Raw genomic sequence first — 20,321 nt, forward strand, 5'->3', positions numbered from 1 at the left:
TAGATATGAGTAATATAGAATCCGGTTAATTAGACATTGCAAGTAACGGTTGACGATCACCAGTGGAACTGAGTTACTGCCCGCAAGATTTCTGGTTGTTTGATGAGCTGGTAACAGCGATGGCAGGTAGACGACTGATTAGTTAAAATATAGATCAGTTATACTTGATCATAACACCTAATTTGACTGGAACTAAACTTTCTTTATATTCTCTTTATGAATCAATGTGATTGATGTTGTTAAATCCTGATAGTCAGAGAATTTGACATCACATTTTCCACAGAGCTTCCCAAATTCACAACTTGCAGATCCCTAATGTTTACGTTTAGCGGCAAGCCTATCTTTACCAAAAATCATCCAATAAACTTGATCTTTTCCAATTTTTGTATTCTTTCGTCATCATCAGGAGTTTCATCCGGTATATCTAAGGGGTTTACACCCCCTGTCATGTCAATAATTTGTTTCAGAGTATATGGCTTATGCTGCTTCATAAAACCGATATAAAACGTCACATAGAGTGATATTCTACTGTTTACTTCCTGCTTTCCTACGGAATGCTACGCAAACCACCGGAACTGTCGGCAGCACTCCGTCCACAGGCATTCACGATCAAGCCGACCGCATTTCGCAAATTGATACTTGCGTTTAAATCTCTATCTATTGACAAGCCACAGTCAGGGCAATCATACGTTCTCAGGCTTAACGGCATATCTTGGACGTGACCACACCTGCAACAAGTCTTTGATGATGGAAAAAATCTATCTACTACTACTAACTCTGAACAGTACCATTGGCATTTATATTCTAGCTGTCGCCTGAACTCGTAAAATCCTTGGTTTGCACCCACCCCTCTAGCTCCCCTCCAGGGAGGGGATGGGGGTGGGTTATGGTTAGATAACATTCCACTAACGTTCAAATCTTCTATGACAATTGTGCCGTGGTTTTTGGCTTGCGTATGTTGTCAATTTATGAAGTGCATCTTTGCGGATGTTCGCTACTCGCCTATGCAGCCTAGCTATCTTAAGTTGTGCTCCCCATCTTCGTCAAGAAAGAAACGAGACACCTCAGGCTGATCGATGGTATCCAGGTATTCCTTCAAGCCTGCATTGATGCTTGCTTGTGTTGTAGATACAACAAATTCGTATTTATATCTGTCGGATGAAAGGTATGATTCGTTAGCTACCACAGTCCATTAGGAGTAAAATTGCTATTAAATTTTAATACAAAATGGGCAGTAGTTTTAAGAGGCATTAGTCGAACAGTGAATTTGGCCTATAATACGGTAGATTAGTTTAGTGAGAGCTGCCTCTCAAAAAGCGAGTGCCTAATTCTTGGGCCTCCCCAGAATGTAAGACCCACTCAAGACACAAAAAAACTCTCTCATACCAGAATATTTAATCAAGAATAAGCGATGGCAAACTTCAAAAATTTGTCTACTTGACTAAAATAAGAAAAAATTATATAGTTTTACACTAAATTTATAGTAATGTTGAAAAGCTTTCTATAACTCGACCGTTAATACAAAGTCATTAACTCCACTCTCTCAAATGTCACAACAATCTTCCGAAGGACCTTTACTAGATATTACTGTCGAAGAACTAGCAGACCGGTTAACAGATGGTATTCCTGAAAATTTACAATTAGTTGATGTTCGGGAAGATCGAGAAGTAGAAATAGCTTCTATCAAAGGTTTTAAAGTTTTATCTTTAAGTAAATTTTCTGAATGGTCAGACCAAATTCATGTCCATTTAGACCATGAGAAAGAAACTCTAGTCTTGTGTCATCATGGTATACGTTCAGCTCAAATGTGCCAATGGTTGAAGAGTCAGGGTTTTACAAATGTGAAAAATATTATTGGTGGTATTGATGCCTACTCAATGGTAGTAGATAAAAGTATACTTCGCTATTAGTCAGAATTCGGAACTTTTCATTTCCGGCAAACTTTAGTTACCTAAGAGCTGATTTATCATTTTCTTTGTGGGTTTAATACCCCACCGTCAACGGGGGTGTTCACGCATTACTTGGGGGAGCGAATCCCCATGTAATTTTCCTCCTGTCTCCTGTCTCCTGTCTCCTGTCTCCTGTCTCCTGTCTCCTGTCTCCTTCTTCAAAAAGTAAATATTAAGAGGCTGAATTTCTTACAGGACAAAGGTTTTACCGATTGTAGGCCAGTAAAGTAGAAATTTATGAGACCTAGATAGCATAAGAGTTTTCCTGCGGAATGCTGCGCAAACAGCTCAGTTAATAAATCAGCTCTAACATAAAATATTGCAAATTTTATATTTGCTACGGTTGGAAGATTTTAGATCAAATCCGCTCGGGTTCAGTATAAAAAAAATGTTCCATTTTCAGCCATTGCCAAATATTTCTTTATTTCCCCACATTCACCTCCTGAGAGGGGTTGGGGGTAGGTCCCCACACTATGAATCTAATTACACCAATGTTACCGGATTTGATATAAAGTTCTCAATTACAGGAGATTTCAGGTAAATGATATACACAGAAGAATGGTAAAGTATTTGTAGTGTAGGCATCTTGCCTGCGACTGGTGTACCTTACTAATCTGAAATAGGCTGTATCTTGAGAAGAGAATTTTTATTACGTCTAATTAATGAGACTTGATATTTAGACAGAGAAATATTTTTCGTTGTTGCTTGTTGACTCACAGGAGTGCGCTACCAGATACTAGCTTGGTTTGCTCAGATGCCCACAGGTGGCGCTTCCTTCCCATCTTTATTGTTGACACGGAGTTGCACCGCTGTTCCCTGCTATATCTACAAACTAAGATAAATATGAGTAGATAATAACGAAGTATAAGTTATATAAAGAAAAATAACTTTGGTGTTATGATTAACTAACATCATATTTTTTGCTATTGTCTGGCACTTTACCTAATATACTTTCTCTACGTCCATGTCACTGCAAGTTAATCTTAATAATCGTCATCAACATATACTATGGGCAACAGTTCGTCATTATATTGCAACGGCAGAACCAGTTGGCTCCAAATCTCTAGCAGAAGAGTACAATCTCAGTGTTAGTCCAGCGACAATTCGCACTGGGATGAGCTTTCTGGAAAAAATAGGACTTTTATATCAACCTCATACTTCAGCTGGAAGAGTTCCTTCGGACTCAGGATACCGAATATATGTTGACCAATTAATGAAACCTTCAGAAACTCTGGCTTTTGAAGTTGAAGAACTTTTACAAAAACAATTGAATTTGCCAGAAAGTCGCCTAGAGGCCCTACTTCAAGGATCGGCTCAAATTTTGGCTACTCTAAGTGGTTATATTACCCTAGTGACAATGCCCCAAACTGCCACCGCTAAGTTACGACATCTACAACTGGTACAAGTGGAAGCAGAAAAAATCATGCTAATTGTGGTAACAAATACCTATGAAACTCAGTCTCTGATGATGGACTTGAGGGCTGTAAATCAGAAAAAACATGGCAAAGATTTACCAGAGAATTCTGTACTGCCTGACCCAGAAGATATTGACAGAGAGTTACAAATATTATCAAATTTTTTGAATAGCCAACTACGAGGACGAGCAATAGGAGAATTATCTTCATTAGATTGGACGGAGCTAGACCGGGAGTTTGAGAAGTATGCTGAGTCAATCAAAAATCTGTTGGAAAGTTTAGCTCTCCGTTGTCAGACACCAGAGTACACTAGGATTCTGATTAGTGGCATAGCAGAAGTATTGCGTTTACCAGAATTCTCTAAAATGCAACAGGTTCAAACTATTATTCAACTATTAGAAGAAGAACAGGAGCAGTTGTGGCCTTTAATATTTGAAGTTCCCAGTACAGATAACCAGGTGACAGTAAGAATAGGTTCGGAAAATCCTCTAGAACCCATCCAAGGTTGTGCCCTGATTTCTGCAACTTATGGGAATGGGACAACTCCACTGGGAAGTGTAGGAGTTTTGGGGCCAACGAGAATGGTTTATGAGAATGCGATCGCCATAGTTAAATCTACAGCAGATTTTCTCTCAGAAGCTATTGGAGGAAGTTAGAAGTCAGAAGTCAAAAGTTAGAAGTCAAAAGTTAGGAGTAAGTAGGGAAGAAAGTTTTTTGTTTAGCTGGCGCACAACACACGTTAACGCTACGCGACAGGTGAGGTGCAGCATTCCGTACCGAAAACGTGGAGCGCAGAATTGAGTTCTATCAGTAATTATCCGGACAAGATATCATACCTCAAATCACCAGCGCCATTATTCGTAGCATTCTTTTTTTATTTTTATAATCATGTCCGGATAATAGCACGATAAAAAAACTTTCTCCCTTCTAATATCAAATCCGCTCGGGTTCGGTATAAAAAAAATTTTCATCTTCATCCAATAGCAAATGTTTCGCGCATTCTCTTCCCTCCTGAGGAGGTCCTTCCCCTCCTGGGAGGGGGAGGGGGGAGGGGTGGGTTGACTCCTGACTCCTAAATTAACTATCTAATTACAGCGATGCTACCGGATTTGATATAACCTTTTCTTTCCTCCTGATTCCTGACTTCTAAATTTTAACTTCTAACTTCTCACTTTTAACTTTTGACTTTTGACTTTTGACTTCTATAACCAATTCCCTACTAAAACAAAAGTTGACCAAAAGTAGGGATGCTCAAATTCTGAATTTACCTCTCTTATTTGAGCGTCTCGTAAAATTTTTCGTTGCGCTCGACGTAAAGCTTCTGCTTTAGTGATTGTTGAGTCGGTCAACTGTTCATATAAATTTTTCATCAACACAGCAGTTGCTTCATCACTCACATACCACAGACTAGCAATGGTACTTCTTGCTCCTGCTCTGACTGCAACTCCCGCTAACCCCAATGTTGCTCGCTCATCTCCAGTTGCAGTACGACAAGCACTCAATACTAATAATTCTACAGGACGCGTTTGTTGAACGCCAGATTTAATCATACTTCGTAACTCTTCAACATTAATCCTATCATCCCAGGTCAGAATAAATGTATCTTCAACATTAGAACTAAATTCGCCATGGGTTGCAATGTGAATTACTTGGTAAGGAGTATCAGCGACTTCGGTATTAGCTTCATTTTCTGTAAACAACTCATTTAGCAAAATCTCACTAGAAGCTTGAGCTTGAATATCTTTTAACTCTTGTCTCACATTTGGCAGTGGTGGAAAACCTTGACGACTTTCAGTTATTCCCATTCCCAGTACTTCCAGTTTTTTTCGTGCTAGTGGTTTAGGATCGATTAATTCTAGACTAGGAGCGATCGCCACATTATAGTTCTGAATTACATATTCCTTACTATCATCATTATAAAGACTAGCTAAAGGAATACTTCGCAACCTTCCTTCTAATACAAATACTAAGGTTTTTATCTGACTATCTCGCAATAACTCTTCAGCAGGATAAATTAGCCATTGATAAATTTCTGCCGCAGGTTCCAAATAGTTTTCAATAAAAATTCGCTTTTGCGGAAATGTGAGAGCTGTTAGCATAGTTTCAATTTTTGAGTCTACTTCCGCTCTTGATATATTAGTGCTGTAATAAACCAAAGGTTTTTCTGGTATGGCTAATATTACTGCCAAGCGATCGCGCAAAATTATTGTATAAAAAATAGCTGCATTTTTGTCTACGCGGTCTACTTCTACAGGTTTAGTATCTAAACAAGCATTACGAAAAAAATTATCTAGTTCAGCTAACTGCAAAGCTTCAATTACTTGTCGTGCTTGTTTCAAATTTTTTTGATTAATATCTTGTTTTCCAGGTGTAGAAGGTTCTAAAAGTAACTCTACTAATTCACGATAAATTGGTTCTACACTATCCCTAAAATCAAACTTTAATTCTGAACTAACAGCAACTATATCACTCCGCAAAGCTTGGAGATTTTTTACTGATTGAGAATAAGCTAGTATCGCTTCGTTTTTATTTCCTGTAACTGTTAAAATCCGACCTAATTGCCATTCCCACTGATAAGAAATATCAGCAGCATTAATACTTTGAGCCAAAATTAAAGCTTTTTCTGTTAACTCTCTAGCCTCATTCCATTGCTGATTATGTTCATATAAAGTTCCCAAAGTTCCTAAACCATAAGATTCTGCCCTTGCATCTTCTAAACTTCTTGCTTGTTGTACTGCTGTAACTAAGTAATCAGCAATTTTTGCTGGTGGATATAATGGTTTATTACTGTCATTTGCGAAAACTTCTTTTCTTAATTCTATTAAATTCTGAGCCAGATTAATTCTGGCATAAATACCTGGCTGAGAAGCAGATAATTGGTTTAACAAATCATCTATATTTGTGACTAATTCTGTTGCCGTTAAATATTGCTTTTGTTCTACAGATAAATTTAACTGATTGAGCATTGCTTGAGTTTTAATTTCTACTATAGGTGATTCCTGAATAGCTCGTTGATAGAATAAATTAGCAGCTTGGGGATTATCTAAAAGGATAGCTGTATTACCTAAACTAATTAAAATTATCGCTATTTCTTCTGTTGCTTGTAAATTTTCTGCTATGACTAAACTAGACTCTAAAACTTTTTGAGATTCTGATAGTTGACCTATTCCTCGAAGCACATCACCCAAACTTTGTAGTGCTTTTGCTTTAATTATTGTATCTGGTTGTTCTTCCAGATTTTGTTTAGCTCTTGTTAATTGTTTAAATGCTTGAGAATATAAACCCAAAGCTTGTAAAGCCTGAGCTTGATTAATTCCACTACGAGTAAACCCTAAATAATCGTCAATTTTTTCATAAATTTGACTGGCTTCTTTCCAAGTATCTAAAGCTACTTCTGCTTGACCAATAGATAATTTTAACTGACCTTTTACTTCTAGAACGCTAGCTGTAATTTTTTCAGTTTTTTGAAGATTTGATGTTTGTTGGATTAAATTTAAACAATTATTTAAAGCTGCTTCAGCATCTTGCCATTTTCCTAGTTTGAGATAAACTAAACCTAAATTTCTTAGCGCTCTGATCTGACTATAATTATCTCCTTGAGTGGCATAATTATTAATAGCTACTTCTAACAGAGGTATACTTGCAGAAAAATCTCCTTTTTCAAAAAGTTTTTGTGCTTGTAGTTCTAAATTACTAGCTGATATGGTCAATGCTTGAGTTAGTACATCCCCATTTATTTTACTTTTTTTAACTAGATTATTATTTAGGTAAACTGCCTGAACTTGCTTTACTTGAATACCTAAAATTAAGGCAGAAGGCAGAAGGCAGAAGGCAGAAGAAATAAGAAAGACTTTAAGCATATATTTGCTACAAAATAATTTAGAATTTAGAATTTAGAATTTAGAATTACCTATTCTTATAAAGAATATCATGTTCGGATAATCAGTTACAAATATAGCAATCAGGAATCAGATGTGAGAATTGAGGTTTTCCTTTAAAGCATAGAATATAGCAGTTTTCTTATTCTTATACCAATTTGAAAAAAGAATGCTACAAAAATGTAGACATCGATCGGATATGCTTAAAAATAGCTAGTATAATTTATTAAAGTCTCCAATATTTCACAACTCAAATCATATTGCTATAAAATTTAATAATTGACAGTATCAACTGTACCAAATAAATACTGAAATTATCTTTATTTTTATCCAATATTTCCTCTTTTTCTCCTTTCTTCTCTCCTGACTCCTGACTCCTGACTCCTGACTCCTCACAACAGGTATTTATAAGTATTCAACCGAACATGATATAAGAGGATTTATACCTGAATTTTTCGGTAAAGCATAAAATTTTATGAAAGTATTTTTTGAGGAAAAGTATTATCTTAATTTTTGAGAAAATTAGTATATAGCAAAGAACGAATTGGTGTTTGACTTATGCTGATGATAAACCTTAGACAGAGAAATGTTTTTCCTACTGTTGCTCGTTGCCTGTTGCTTTTTGCCTATTCCCTGTTCCCTGCTATAGTATTTTTTTTCGAGCAAAATATAATCAATTATCTAATATTATATTTTTTATAGCTTAAAAATTTGTGAACATTTAATTAATTAATAAATAATTATGGCTTACTGATAAAATATCAAACCATTGACAAGTAAAGGTTTGAGTATTCTTTAATTCCCAAAAAGTGCACTGGTTTTAATCTAAAACCCTCAAAAAGTTAACATAAAAGGCAAACTAAGGAAAGAACAATCTTGGGACAATTCTTACTCCTACCTCCTCGCTCATTTCCCGTTTCTCCTGTCTCCTGTCTCCTGTCTCCTACCTCTACCAAAAGACTTTACCATGCGCAAACCCTAATTAGAAAGCTCTGTATTTCAGATAAAAATATATCCCTTCTTCCTGTAATGAATCTCCATTTGTCTCTATATCTACAAAAGGTATTCCCCAATCTAATTGAGCCGAAAAACGAGTTCCTACTTGAATTCTTAAACCCACACCTACAGAAGATAAAGTTTCCTCTACTAATTCAACTTCATTACTATTCCAAACAGTACCAAAATCAACAAAAGGAGTTAATTGTAAAGTAGCATCCAAGTCTCGCACCCGCAGAATAGGAAACCGAAACTCACTAGAAATAAACAAACCATTATCACCAAGTAAAGCATCTTGACGATATCCCCTCACACTTAATCCACCTCCCAAGCTAAACTGTTCTTGGGGAAACAAACTTCTAGGTGCTAATTGAATATCTGACCGAATTAAAAAAACTGTATCTGGTGCAAATAAACGTAAATATTGTGCTTGTCCCCGCCAAGAAAAATATCTCCCATCTGGAGCATTACTATTAACAGTAGCATCAAAAGCATTTATTCCTAGAGAAAATTCTGACCGTGCCACAAACACATCATTAGTACTCCTAGAAGTATATTCCTGAAAAAAACGAACTGAAGAAATTCTAATCTCCCCATCATTTGGATCGGGAAAAGGGTCATCGGAAAGAGTAGTTTTTGATTCTTCTACAGAACCCATTAAACCCAGAGCAATTTCTTTACTAAGAGTTTGATAAATAGGTTGGCGAAAACTCATCTCATAAGTACGAGAATTTGTTTCAATATCTAGTTCATTAAAAGGATCTTCAATAATTTCACTACTGGTGCGACGATGACGTAAACTAATAGTCCCATTTTTAGAATTAATGGGGATAGTATAACTAAAGTCATCAAGAGTATCACTACCATCTGTATTGTAATAAGTCGCATTCAGGCGATCGCCAAACCCAGTCAAATTACTATGAGAAAGTTGAACTTGGCGACGAACAGTACCCACACTAGGAGAACGTAAATTATCAGCAGAAAGTTGAGCAAAAAAAGCAGGTGCTTCTTCCACCTCAACCTCTAACCTACTCAAACCAGGACGAGAACCTGCTGTTAAATTAGCAGATAATCTCTCAACTAAAGGGTCAAGCTGAAGTAACTGTAAAGATTGAAATAAATCATCTTGATTTAAAGGTGTTTTAATACCAGATTCAATTCGACTGCGAATATAACCAGAATTAAGTCGTTTTAACCCCGAAATTTCAATTACTTCAACTATCCCTTCTATCACTTCTATTGTAACTGTACCATCTTGCAAAGTTTGTGGGGGAATAAATGCCCCAGAAGTAACATATCCTCGATCGAAATATAGCTGAGTTACTGCTGTTTGTGCTTCTAGTAATTCGGCAAAAGAAATAGGACGATCTGTAAAAGGTTCAAGAATTTCCGCCAATTCTGTGGAACTAAAAACCGTACTACCAACAACTACAAATTGGGTTACTGTAATTTGACCTGGAATTTGCAGAGGAGGTGACTGGGGAGATAGAGATGGTACTGGTGGAGGTTGGAGCAAATCATCTGGTGGAGGTAATGGTTCTACATCTGGTATGGGTTGAGGGTTAGGGTTAACTGGCCTGGGAGTTGTTTGAGCAGTGGCAGGTTCAGAAGCAGAAAGATAAGACAAAGAAATCAGAATTATTATCCAGACAATCATAACTTTTTTTCGAGGTTGAGGTCCTGCCTAAGCAAATAATAAAATTTGGTCATTGAAATAATAAATTTTTTTTTATAGTGTCCTTTCATGGCTTAGTGTTAAGACCCAACTTGAAGAAGGAGACAGGAGACAGGAGACAGGAGACAGGAGACAGGAGGAAAATTACATGGGGATTCGCTCCCCCAAGTAATGCGTGAACACCCCCGTTGACGGTGGGGTATTAAACCCACAAAGAAAATGATAAAATACCCAACATAATTTTATAAGGGCGTGGAATAGACTTGTCGCTTTATAACTTAAAAATTCCCCAAAAACCTTGTTCTGTAAGGATTGTAGTTATTGGATGGCAAAAATGCTGGGAATTATTGCTCTGTCTAGGTTAGAGTGATTTTTTCCCTTTATTTAGCGACAACTCTAATGTCTCACCCATCATTAGGCTATTTTATCCATAGTTATACTTCTTTTTTTTCTATTTCCCTAATATTCAACCGAGAAAATAATGATCAAATTTGCCAACTTAGAGACGGTTGATTGATAGAAAAAGTAGAGTATGTGGCGATACCATTTATTATGTATTCAAGCATTTATGGAAGTTTGGCCATCACACACTGTAACAATGGAGTGTGTTATACCAAATTAATAAATTTTTGCTACAAAGAAATAGGTTATTTCTTAGGAATAAACCCACCTCTAACCTTTCTCAGGAGGGGAAGTCAGGAGTCATAATAAATAGCTTTGATACCATTTATTAGGTCATAATTGATATTTTTACTCCAAGGGACATCTCCTATAAAGTCATTTAATTGTTCTGATTATTCGTAAAATTATTTTTCCAAATTGATATTACTCCCTTCCCGCTATAAGATTACCTAACAATTGACTAAGGCATAAATATGGTGAATTATATTTTGAATTTGTTGTGCTGTTTGAAGCTGATTGAATTCAAAGTATTTTTCATGCCTTATATTGAATTTGTTCCATATTTACACCCAAGGGAAGATGATGCAGCAGTTTCATTGTTAACAGATAAATAATATATTCAGCTAGATTAAAATTAGGAGAATAACTCGGAGTATCAATAAAATCTACCACAATTTGATTTGACATTTTGGGTTCCACAAGATGTGCAAGTAATTGAGTTCTCATTTTCTTTTTATCTGTGGAATTTTTATCTCAAATAATAGTCAGTTGATCAAATCCATTTTTGACACAAAAAAGACACAGTTGTCAAAAATAATCTGAAACATCCTCCGATGAGCGATTTTTCTTTTAACTGGAAATACTCTTGACCTGTCAAAGTATCTACGGCAATCATCCCGTTCAATTTCTTTCTCTTTCCTTTCTGATTACTGAGTACTTTTGACCCTGTGTTCTTTTCTGCCCATCCGTAAAAAATACTGGGACGTTCATCAACAGCAAATTCGTCAAAAAATACTATTTTTTTCTTTTTCTTCTTGAGAAGAGAGTTTTTTTTTAAGTTTGATATCAATGTTTTTTGCTCTTCTTTGTGAGCATTAGCATCATCTCTATGTGCTTTTGGATTTGACTTATTTAACTCCTTGAGTATTTCATAGATTCTGGTTATTTTTAACTTCACTTCCCATCTTGACTCGAGCACAGTACTAATAATTTGGCCTGTCCATATATTTCTATCTATGCCATAGTTTCTGGGTAATTCTTCCCTAAACATTCTTTTTAATTCTTGTTTTTGTTCTCAATTTAATCTTGAAGATACTTGATGACAAATTGGTTTGGTTAATTCATTTAACCCTGCTTCCAGAAATTTATCTATCCAAGTTGATCAAGTTTTGTAATTACAATTTAATAATTCTGATACTTCTATTCTACTTTTTCCCTCATATAGGTATCTAATTGCTAGTAATCTTTTCCTTAAATACTGTTTTTGATGTTTGTAGTATAGTTTTGGCCATAAATCCCAATCCAGTTGGCGAACTGACAAGTCAGCGCAAGCTATCGCTTCACCTAAATGTCCTATTTTTCAGTAATTTATATCATGTCCGGATAATTAGTGATAAAAAAACTTTCTCCTTCTTCATTCTTTCTACCCTCCTGTCTCCTGTCTCCTGTCTCCTGACTCCTTCGTCGTTTATTTATAACTGTTCAACCGGACATGATATTAGTCATCATCAACCCTGAATTAAAATAATGTAGTTTTGATGATGATCAAATAGGTAATCTTTTGGCGGGAAGGGAGTAATATATTTTCAATGCCTGTTGGATTTGTGAAGTAGACGCTGCGACCTTCCCCAACATTAAATTCCTGAAAACTATGAAATAAATTTGCACCTCTAATTACTCCACCTTCTATCTGTTCTTTTAATTGATCGATACTGTTAATAACTTAATTTTCTTTGCCTAATGTTTGATCTGGAATGATTTGAGAATTAACAGATTTTTGAGAAAAAAATATAGCCAGAAATAGAATGGTACTAGAGGTAGTATTTATCCAGTTATATCAAATCCGCTCGGGTTCGGTATAAAAAAATTTTTCATCTTCATCCAAGAGCAAATGTTTCGCGCATTCTCTTCCCCCCTGACTCCTGACTCCTGACTCCTGACTCCTAGATTAACTATCTAATTACACCGATGCTACCGGATTTGATATTATCAGAAAAATTTAAGTTCATATTCGCTATCAAAAATAAGAGCAAATAATTAATCAGAAAAAGTTCCAAATGCCACAGGTGAAAATAGATAACAACTAGGATGAATTAACTGTAAACCACCTGAGTTGACAGTAGTTACAGTAGTAGTGAGTATAATAGTACCACTTTCAGTCATGACCCAACCCTGAGCTTGACGAATTTCTGGCAACTTCTCGACTTCTGAGCGATGGTAGACTACAACAGGTTGTTTATCATCTCTCATCACACCACTTGTATACCCGGATGTTTCTGTTTCCCATTCGACCATTCCTCTTAATACTGTTAATGGTTGAGTTGGATCTGGTGGTAGACCACCTCGACCTGTAATTACAAAGGAACTACCTTCTTTTTGAGCTTGAGTTGGGGCACATATATTGTTGGCCACTAATGATTGAGGGTCTATGACTGTAGCAGATAATCTGATCATTCCTTGAGTGGGGTCTACTTGAGTATTAATATCTACTGTGCCGTCAATGCCCAAAGTTGAGGTGGCAGTAATTTTGCTACTAGCGTCAAGAAACACCCCTTCTGCATTAATAGAAATATTACCACCTCGACCCTCTATGGCATTGGCGCTAATATTACTATTGTCCGAACTAACAATAAATTGTGCATCAATATTAATATCTCCACCTGTGGCAGACTCTGTAGCGTTGGTAGTAATTGCACTATTATTTTCTAGGTTAATATCTGAAACTTGTATAGTAATGTTACCCTGGTTTCCAGCTGTAGTTTCCGCACTCAGAGTACCATTGTTGAGTTCAATGGATGGAGCATTAATATTGAGGGAACCTGCCACCCCATTACCAGAACTACTAACGGTAACGATCGCTTGGTCTTCCACTCTTAAATTCGGTGTATTAATATTGATAGACCCAGCATTGCCATTACCAAGGGTGCGAGCAGTAATAGTGCTGGAGTCACCAGAAATTGAATTTACTCCAGATAGAGTAATATTTTCTGTGGCACTGACCGTCAAATTTCCTGCTTTGCCGTCTCCAAAGGTACTAGCGCTGACTTCAGCTCCATCTAGAATTGTCAAGTGTTCTGTTTCTATGAATGCGTTGCCTCCATCTCCACTACCTACTCCCAGAGACAAATTTCTTAAGTCTTCTACACTAGCAAGAATACTGCTAGGAAGTTCACCATTTTCAGCACGACCAACGAGTTCAATTTCTGTTGCTCTTACTTTTAAGTCTCCACTATCTCCTACACCAGATGTACCTGTTCTGACTTGAGCACCATTTCTTAAACTCAAGCGTTCAGTGTCAACAGTTAAATTTCCGCCATTGCCTGTAGCTCCATCAAAGACTGAAGTAAACAAGCTACTAGGAAGTTGACCGCTAAGAATAGTACCACTCATGTTAATTTTTGTTGCTCGTACTGTTAAATCTCCACTTTGACCTGCACCAAATGTTCCAGTACCTATTGACCCTCCATCTTTTAACTGTAGACCTTGGGTATTAATTGCTAAATTTCCACCATTTCCTGTTGCTCCTGGTAAAACAGTTGTCAACAAACCACTAGGAACTTGGCCATTTATACTTTGAATTAGAGATGATATTTCTGGGAATAAATTTTCACTGGTAGCATTACCTGATAGCTCTACTTCCTTTGCATTTACTGCAATGCTTCCTCCTTGACCGGAGCTGAAGACTGCTGCTTGAATTATTGCTCCGTCTCGTAGTATTAGACGTTGGGTATCTATTGTTAAGTTGCCACCATCCCCTGTAGATCCTAATGCAACTTGACTATTTATACCGCTGAGAAACTGACCATCTGGTGAAATACCTACTGCTTCTATTTCAGTGGCATTAATTTCTATATTTCCTCCCTTACCTTCACTGGAAGTAGATGCTAAAATTGAGCCTCCATTTGTCAACATTAGATTTTGAGTATTAATTGTTAAATTTCCTCCATCTCCATTTCTAATTATTGCTGCACTCTCATTGCTATCAGCAGTAATGGAACTGTTATTTACCTCAATATCGGTGGCATTAATTTCTATATTTCCACCTTTACCTTCTCCTTCAGTACGAGCGCTAATTGTAGCTCCACCTTCAAGAGTCAGACGGTCTGTTGTAATCAATATTTGACCACCGTCACCACTACCAATACCCAATGGATCTATAGGTGATAAATCTTCAACTGCAGCTTGAATAATGCTAGGTAAGATAAAAAGATCGTTGGCAAAACTACCTTGTAAGTTAATTTCTTTTGCTGTTATGGTTACATCTCCACTATCTCCTACACCAGATGTACCAGCTCTTACTTGTCCTCCGTTTTGTAGAGTTAGAGACTGAGTATCAATAGTAAGATTTCCACCTTTACCTGTGGCACCTAATAAAACTGAAGTAAAAAAGCTACTTGGCAGAAAACCATCTTCAGAAGTACCGCTGACTTCTATTTCCCTTGCCTTAACTGCTAGTTCTCCACTATCTCCGGCACCAAATGTACCAGTTCCTATTTGCGCTCCCTTGCGTAATACTATGCGATCGCTATTAATTGTTAATTTGCCACTATTTCCTGTAGCTTCCGGTATAACTAGAGCTAAAATTGCACTGGGAAATTGACCATTGAGAGATTCTAACAGGAGTTCTTGCTGAGGAACAGTTGTTTCAAAAACAATAGTACCAGAGGCTTCTATTTCAGTGGCGTTAACAGTTAAATTTCCTCCTTGTCCTGCACCAAAAATGTTGGCTCCCAGTTGTCCCCCATTGAAAAGCTTGAGGTTTTGAGTATTAATTGTTATGTCTCCACCTCTACCTGTTGCTCCTGGTAATACATCTGTAAATATGCCACTGAGATTTTGACCATCTGCTGATATATCCATAACTTCTATTTCATTGGCGTTTATTGTCAGTTCTCCGCTTGTACCTGTGCCAAATGTAGCTGTACTTATCTGTCCTCCACTTGTGAGTATTAAACGTGGAGCATTAGTTGTAATGGTTGCCCCACTGCCAGTTGCAGCAAATCCTACATCAGCATTCACAAAGCTTTCTGTTACTTCCAATAATTCGGAAGATATTAATGAAATGCTGCCTCCTGGTTCACTACCTAAAGTATTAGCTACAATAGTTGAACCTCCTGTGATGCTTACTTGTCTACCTTGGAGTTGAATATCACCACTACCTTCTCCACTTACATCCACAACAGCACCATTCTTGATTTGTATATTCTCAAAGTTTTCTACTTCTGAATAATTAAGAGTATAATTATTGGTGTTTTCTAATCTGACTAAACTGTTATCTCCAACGCTGCCTATTTCTATTCTTCCTTGTTCTGTTGTCAGTTTTCCACTGTCAATAATTACCTCCCTTCCTATTAATCCTAAAATTTCTCCAGATGGTACTTGTAGACCAATTTCTTCTGCAGTTGATTTACTGACAATATTTCCTTGAGTTTGACTGGCTATTTGATTAAAAAATAGAGCTGAAGGTTTTATTGATAATAAGTTACTATTTTGAAAATTAGTAGCACTAAATAAACCATTTTCTCCTAATCTAATTTCGTCGGCTGTTGTAGCAATAAATGAACCGCTAATATCTAGACTAGAATTAGGTCCGAATAATATACCATTAGGATTCACTAAAAATAAATTTGCTGCTCCTAATACTCCTAATTTTCCTAATATATTGCTGGCATTATTACCTGTTATTCTTGTTAATATATTTTCAATTCCTGCTGGATTTGTGAAGTAAACACTTCGATTTTCTCCAACATTAAATTCTTGGAAACTATGAAATAAATTTGAACCTCTAATTGCTCCACCTTCTATCTGCTCTTTTAATCTATCTATGGAATTAATAACTGAATTTTCTTTCCCTAATGTTTGATCGGGAATTATTTGAGTATTTCCCTGATTTTGGCAAAATAAACTAGATAAAATTAGCCATATTCCTGATGTTGAACTGAGCAAAATTGGTAGAGATTTTAATTTCATAATTATTATTAAACAGGGAATAGGGAATAGGGAATAGGGAATAGGGAATAGGGAATAGGGAACAGGGAATAGGGAACAGGGAACAGTGGTAAAAGCATTTCTGGCGTCTCAGGTTCATCATCAATCTCTGTCAAACGCCAACTCTTTCCTTGCTATATAGAAGTCCTAACCGTATCTCTGCAAAGGTAGGAAGGTAGGGTTTTTTTGCCAATAAGTTAGGATATTTATATTTAATTACATAATTAATAGATATCTCCCACAATCAAAAATCAAATCAATTATTATCCAGAAACTGTCAACTATTCCTCCCTATTCCCTGTTCCCTGTTCCCTGTTCCCTCTAACAGATAACAACCTGGGTGAATTAATTGTAAACTACCTGTATTTACAGTGGGGGAAGTAGCTGTCAGGATAATATTACCGGATGTATTCATGACCCAACCTTGAGCTTGAAGAATTTCTGGTAATTTTTTACTCTGTTGTCTCTGGTAAACTAATACAGTTTGTTGCTTTATCTCTGATGATGTCGTTTTTTTCGCGCCAGTTTCCCAATCTACTACCCCTCTCAATACTGTTAAAGGTTGAGTAGGATTTGGTGGTAGACCCCCTCGACCTGTAATGACAAAGCTACTGCCTGCTATTCGATCTTGATTTGGTAAACATAGGTTTTGTGCTACCACAGACTCCGCATCCACAACTTCAGGAGATAATGTCACCACCCCTTGAGTGGGGTCCACTTGAGTGTTGACATCAATTGTGCCATCAATTCCTAATGCTGAACTAGCAGTCAAACTGCTGCTGTTGTCAAAAAATAATCCATCAGCTGTAATATCAATATTACCTCCTTGACCTTGATCGGCATTAGCATTAATTTGACTACCATCTCTAGCGATACTAAACCTCGTATCAATAGTAATATTACCTCCCGTAGCATTCCCCTCAGCACGGGTAGTAATCGAACTTTTGTTTTCTAAACTGATATTTGAGGAGTTGATCGTAATATTACCTTCGTCTCCAGCGTTAGTTTCTGCTGCCAGAGTACCATTGTTCAATTCAATTGATGGAGCATTAACATTCAGCGAACCTGCTACACCTTCACCGGAACTACTAACAGTCACTATTCCGCGGTCTTCCACTCTGAGTAGGGGTGTATTGATTATAACTGAACCCGCATCACCATTATCTGTTGCACGAGAAGCGATCGCGCTTTCTGGACTACCGCCGATTTCTATTTCTCTATCAGTTGTCATCATTCCCAATTCTTCTCTTTCATTAACATTGGGATCTATACCTGATATCAAGACACGATCACTGGCACTTACTTCTATTGTACCTGCATTGCCACTGCCAAAACTAGAGGTAATAACTTGGCCGCCTGCCGTGAGATTTAAAGTGCTGATATTCAGAGAAATATTACCTCCGTCAAAATCACTTTTACTTCTTGCCGTAATTAATGCTCCATTGTCAATATTCAGGATAGGAGTAGTAATTTCTATACTACCACCCTTTCCAGTTGCACCTGACTCTGTACCAGCAGTAATGGCGCTAGAATCACCAGAAATGGAACTAAACCCAGATACAGTAATGTTATTATTGGCTCGAATAGCAATGCTTCCTGCTGTTCCATCTGCCTCAGTTCGAGCTTCAACTGTAGCTCCATCTCGGATTGTTAAACTATTAGTCTCAATGGATATTTCTCCACCATTACCACTGGATCTAAATTCGCCATCATCTCTTACTGTGGCAGATATAGTGCTAGGGAAATTACCATCCTCAGAACGGCCAATTACCTCAATTTCGTTAGCCTTAATATTAAGTTCTCCAGCATCACCTGCACCAAAAGTAAAAACGCCTACTAATGCTCCATCCTGTATACTTAAGCTCTGAGTTTCAACAATGAGATCGCCTCCATCCCCAATCGTATCTTCTTGAACTGAGGCAAATAATCCGCTGCTGAACACATCCTCTACACCGATAAGTTCAATTTCCTTTGCTCGTACTATTAAGCTTCCTGCTTTACCTTCCGAAGCAGTTGATGAATCTATTTGAGATCCATCTCGTAAGCTGAGGCGTTGAGTCTCAATAGTTAAAGTTCCTCCTTCTCCTGTTGCTACTCTTCCTTCTACCTCTGGTAATTGAACACCACTAGCTATAAAATTGGTTACAGGAAAACCTTCTTCATCTACTCGAAAATCTCTAGCTTCAATATATGTTGCGTGTATTGTTAAGTTTCCAGCATTACCTTCACCAAAAGTTTCTGCTGCAATTACTGAGCCATCCCTGAGAATCAAACGCTGAGTTTCAATATCAATGTTACCTCCATTTGCTGTAGCTTCTTCCCTGACATCACTAAAAATTTCACTACTAACTACTTCCACTACTTGCGAAGCAGTAATTTCTATATTTCCTCCTGGTTCCGATCCATTCGTATCTCCTGTAATTTCAGAAAGTTCTGTAACAATAATACGTCTGCCTTGAATTGAAATATCACCACCACCCTCACTTCCTTGAGTATCAATAAAAGCAGAAGCTATATTGACATCTTGAAAATTATCGACCTCTGAATAATCCAAATCATAACCTTTGTTTCTTGGATTTAACCTGACAACAGAGTTATTCCCTATACTCCCTAGCTCTATTCTTCCTTGGGGTACTGTGATTCTTCCCCCATCTATTTCTATATCTCCTCCTACCAAAGCTAGGGTCTGCTCCCCTGGCAATTCTAAACCCACTTCTTCCTGTGTTGATTGATTAATATGTGTCGATTGATTAATAATTGCTCCTCTAGATCGAGTCTCCAGTTGATTTGAGAATAAGGCTGAGGGTTCTACTGATAATAAATTACTTGTATGAGGTGCTGTGGCACTGAAGAGTCCATTTTGTCCCAGTCTAATTTCGTCAGCAGTTGTAGCAATAAATGAACCCCGAATATCTAAACTGGCATTAGGCCCAAAGAAAATACCTTGGGGATTCACTAAAAATAAATTTGCCCCGCCATCTACTCCCAATTTGCCTAAAATACTACTGGGGTTGTTACCTGTAATTCTAGTCAGAATATTTTCTATGCCGTTAGGGTTGATAAAATAAACGCTTCTACCTTCTCTGATATTAAATTCTTGAAAACTATGGAATAAATTTGAGCCACGAATAGCTCCTCCTTCAATTTGGTCTTTCAGTTCATCAATGGAATTGACAACAGAACTTTCTTCACCAAGGGTGTTATCTGGAACTATCTGAGCATTTGCTTGAGTTTTCCAGTTACTGAAAAAATTCCACAAGAAAAAAGTTAGTGATACTACGAAGAGGGACGAATGGGATTTCACAACTAATTACCAATTTAATTAAGATTTATTATTTTGTAGACAAAACCTATACTATCTAAAATTTCAGTAGGTTGAGTAAAGCGCAGCACAACCAAAAAACAATATGTCCAATTTCTGATAGCTTCGTACCATTTCTGAAGAATAATACTATCAGGACTTACCCATGAGGTAGGAAAAACTAGGATTTGAGATTGCTATCCGTTCCGGACTCCTGCGCAAACCCTCTCGGTCGCAATGACAAAAATACGTTGCAGGTGTGTAATATCATGTCCGGATAATTAACGATAGAACTCCGTTCCGCTGACGCGATCAAAAAATTTTTGTTTGTAGTTAGACTTTAGCCCTTGAAGTATCTACAAGACTTACCCATGAGGTATGAAAAACTAGGATTTGAGATTGCTTCTCTGTCAGTCCGGTCGCCATGACGAAAATACGTTGCAGGTGTGTAAGTCCTAATCTATCTTCTTGCTAAAACCCAACTACGAGAGCTTCTAA

9 protein-coding genes and 1 pseudogene are annotated in these 20,321 nt (G+C 37.1%); 2 read left to right on the plus strand and 8 right to left on the minus strand.

The window, feature by feature from the left end:
- Positions 1 to 547: 547 nt before the first annotated feature.
- Positions 548 to 1,025: pseudogene (locus tag F6K06_RS12090) on the minus strand (RNA-guided endonuclease InsQ/TnpB family protein); the annotation flags it as partial.
- Between the two features lie 522 nt (positions 1,026 to 1,547).
- Between F6K06_RS12090 and F6K06_RS12095 the strand changes: the two are divergent.
- Entirely contained in the window at positions 1,548 to 1,910 is a 363-nt protein-coding gene (locus tag F6K06_RS12095; protein ID WP_124144466.1) for a rhodanese-like domain-containing protein, read from the plus strand.
- Positions 1,911 to 2,919: 1,009 nt separating this feature from the next.
- Positions 2,920 to 4,020, plus strand: coding sequence for a heat-inducible transcriptional repressor HrcA (locus tag F6K06_RS12100; RefSeq protein ID WP_353734876.1), 1,101 nt, complete (start codon positions 2,920 to 2,922; stop codon positions 4,018 to 4,020).
- 546 nt (positions 4,021 to 4,566) lie between these two features.
- On the opposite strand, the gene F6K06_RS12105 is transcribed toward F6K06_RS12100, so the two are convergent.
- The 7 genes from F6K06_RS12105 to F6K06_RS12130 form a co-directional block, all read right to left on the minus strand.
- Positions 4,567 to 7,224 (minus strand): CHAT domain-containing protein, encoded by a 2,658-nt coding sequence (locus tag F6K06_RS12105; RefSeq protein WP_287241167.1) that lies wholly within the window; start codon positions 7,222 to 7,224, stop codon positions 4,567 to 4,569.
- A 1,000-nt stretch (positions 7,225 to 8,224) separates the two neighbouring features.
- Positions 8,225 to 9,895 (minus strand): ShlB/FhaC/HecB family hemolysin secretion/activation protein, encoded by a 1,671-nt coding sequence (locus F6K06_RS12110; protein ID WP_287241169.1) that lies wholly within the window; start codon positions 9,893 to 9,895, stop codon positions 8,225 to 8,227.
- A gap of 954 nt (positions 9,896 to 10,849) precedes the next feature.
- The gene (locus F6K06_RS12115) at positions 10,850 to 11,041 is read right to left on the minus strand and encodes a hypothetical protein (RefSeq protein ID WP_124147125.1); all 192 of its coding nucleotides are present in this window, start codon (positions 11,039 to 11,041) and stop codon (positions 10,850 to 10,852) included.
- A gap of 46 nt (positions 11,042 to 11,087) precedes the next feature.
- Complete coding sequence (locus F6K06_RS12120; RefSeq protein WP_124147124.1) at positions 11,088 to 11,585, minus strand: hypothetical protein; 498 nt, start codon at positions 11,583 to 11,585, stop codon at positions 11,088 to 11,090.
- A 468-nt stretch (positions 11,586 to 12,053) separates the two neighbouring features.
- Positions 12,054 to 12,254 carry a hypothetical protein gene (locus F6K06_RS33915; protein WP_124154394.1) on the minus strand — a complete coding sequence of 67 codons (201 nt, stop codon included), beginning with the start codon at positions 12,252 to 12,254 and terminating at the stop codon, positions 12,054 to 12,056.
- Between the two features lie 317 nt (positions 12,255 to 12,571).
- Positions 12,572 to 16,504: a filamentous hemagglutinin N-terminal domain-containing protein gene (locus tag F6K06_RS12125; protein ID WP_287241172.1), complete on the minus strand. Its 3,933-nt coding sequence runs from the start codon at positions 16,502 to 16,504 to the stop codon at positions 12,572 to 12,574.
- A 295-nt stretch (positions 16,505 to 16,799) separates the two neighbouring features.
- Entirely contained in the window at positions 16,800 to 19,826 is a 3,027-nt protein-coding gene (locus F6K06_RS12130; protein WP_287241174.1) for a filamentous hemagglutinin N-terminal domain-containing protein, read from the minus strand.
- Positions 19,827 to 20,321: the final 495 nt, after the last annotated feature.

It is taken from the genome of Okeania sp. SIO1H4, assembly GCF_010672695.1.
In the GTDB taxonomy this organism is placed as follows: Bacteria; Cyanobacteriota; Cyanobacteriia; order Cyanobacteriales; family Microcoleaceae; genus Okeania; species Okeania hirsuta.